The organism is Desulfobulbaceae bacterium (assembly GCA_013792005.1).
In the GTDB taxonomy this organism is placed as follows: domain Bacteria; phylum Desulfobacterota; class Desulfobulbia; order Desulfobulbales; family VMSU01; genus VMSU01.
The window spans coordinates 1-2,255 of record VMSU01000201.1 but is presented as its reverse complement, the minus strand read 5'-3'; the positions used below and the strand labels follow the sequence as shown (position 1 = coordinate 2,255).

General features: G+C 49.0%; 2 protein-coding genes. Both read right to left on the bottom strand.

Annotated elements, in window-relative coordinates:
• Positions 1-346: 346 nt before the first annotated feature.
• Positions 347-658, bottom strand: coding sequence for a DUF3467 domain-containing protein (locus FP815_13030; protein MBA3015848.1), 312 nt, complete (start codon positions 656-658; stop codon positions 347-349).
• Positions 659-775: 117 nt separating this feature from the next.
• Entirely contained in the window at positions 776-1,408 is a 633-nt protein-coding gene (locus FP815_13025; protein MBA3015847.1) for a PEP-CTERM sorting domain-containing protein, read from the bottom strand.
• Positions 1,409-2,255 lie beyond the last annotated feature (847 nt).

Here is a 2,255-nt window from a genome sequence, read left to right as displayed (position 1 = left end):
GCCATTTTTCCCGCAGTGCGAGAATCTCTTTAACGGATTTAAGGTTGTGGGTTAACGGTTGACGGTTGACGGTGAAGTATGACCAGCCATGATTTTTTTAACCGTAAACCGATAACTGATTACCGTTAACCTGTGTAGTTGCTTGATATCAAACAACAACGGGCTTCCAGAGTATTAATCCGGAAGCCCGTTGTTGTTTAGGCATATTATCATCATTCCCCTCAACCATAATGGATGGGAGTTTGCGGACATTGCCGTGTTTGTGGCGATGACAGTAGGTGCTTTTCATGTGGCGCTCTATGTCATGGTCTGTTCGGAGTCCTCACTCCTAGCAGGCCATGGCCTGTTAGGACTTTAGTTCGCCGTGTTTGGCCTCATAGTCGGTGAGCAATTTCTGCAACAAGTCGGTTAAACGCTTAGCAGCAAAGGGACTTAGGATAATGCGGTGATCCAGCTGAATTTCAAAATCCTGAGAGTTGCGGTCCCAATTTTGATTAATGCCGAAGTTGAGCACTACCTCCTCTCTGGTGCAGGTGGCGTTGCAGACATTGGCGTAGGAACTTTTCAGGTTCGAGGTGTCCCAGCGTACTTGGGGCGACTGGGGGGCTTGTGGGGCCTGTGGGTCTGCTTTTGGGGCGGCACTTACCTTTCCTGTCATTTTTATCTCCTCCTCAGCTGAAGGTAGGGCGTTAGTGATATTAGGTATCGTGCCTGAAAATACAATTTACGATGCCTCGGGGAGTTCTTTGCAGATCGGTACTTCTGTAACGGCTATCTACCGTGTGGGTAGCCGGTGGGTGGCTCGTTTCCTCCGCTGGGTCCGCATGGCACCTAGTCCAGCCAGCCCGGTGCCCAATAGCAGCATGGTGGTTGGTTCCGGGATAGGAGCGGTGTCAGTAATGGTAACGCTATTGTCGCTAGTGACGGCTGAGATTGGGTTTGTGCTTAAATCGTCGTATGCATCTAAGTTTCCGAATCTAATAAGGGTCTGATCGCCTTGGCCACCACCGATAATCCGGAAGGTCAAGTCTGCCAGTTCGTAACTGTTGGGGCCGTAGAAACTTCCATCGTTAGTAGTTTGATCAAATACTGACAAAGTGAATGTGATCGGATTGGGAGAGGGAGCGCCGATAAAATCGTCCAAAAGTAATATGTATCCATGTACGACTGAGGCACCGAGGTATTCGAGGTAGCTGCTGTCATAGGTGATGGTAAAATCGGCGGAAAAGAGACTGTCGCCATCGGCGAGGTCAAGGTTGAGATCTACGGAAACCTCATCTCCTACCGCTCCGCTCAAAGGGCTGCCCAGTGAAAATATCGGAGTTGCCAGTGCAGGGGGGACGGCCAGAATTGCCGCCATGATCAGTCCTGCGAATACTGTAATTGGGGTTTTACTCCATTGCCACATGTCTTTGTCTCCTTTGTGATACTTTCTGCCGTTTGCTGACAGGGTAACAATAATAATGATTTGTTATCATCGGTGATTAGTGATTCATTTTTTCGTCTCATCTGTCAGGCGTAAGCGTCGCCAGATTATTTGACGTGTTTGGTTAAAATGCATCAATCGTGCCATTTTTTTGGCTCTTTGTTTGTGTAATTTTTCGGCGCATCCGCAGGAGATGATGATGAGGTGTCGGTGGGGGGGGTGTCTTTGTTTATTTATTGGATAATGTGGGGGAATGTATTGTTTGGTGGCAGGTTGTCGGGGGAGTTTGAGCGGCATATTTTTGGGGTATGCCAATAGAAAAAATGACCAAGGTCGTCTTTGCGCAGCGGGAGTCGACTATTTGTTGGGGATCTTTGCAGGAGAGGTATTTTAAAAGGAGGACGTGGAACCGGTTTTTTTGTCCGGAGTAGTGTAAAACATTCCGGAAGCGCGGAATGATATTTTTTCTCTATAATTATTAGCCGGTTGGAAAGGCCGGTTGGAAAGGCCGGTTCCACTAACCTCTTCAAGAGGGGTAGGGTGCGCAACTTGTTGCGCACGCGGATCATGAATGGGCCACCAATCGGTGCCCTTATTGATTTGTGGTGCAGAGGATGATGTTTTTGCCATCCCAGCGGGGGCGGATCATACGATTCTACCATCGGTCTTGGAGGAAATTCTATTATAATCTAAGGGGGTAGGTCTGCTGTAGGTGCGGTTTCTTGTGGGCAGGGGTAGGGTGTGCAACTTGTTGCGCACGCGGATCATGAATGGCCCATCAATCGGTGCGCATGATGAAACCATGCACACCCTACCAGGCTGGTTGGCA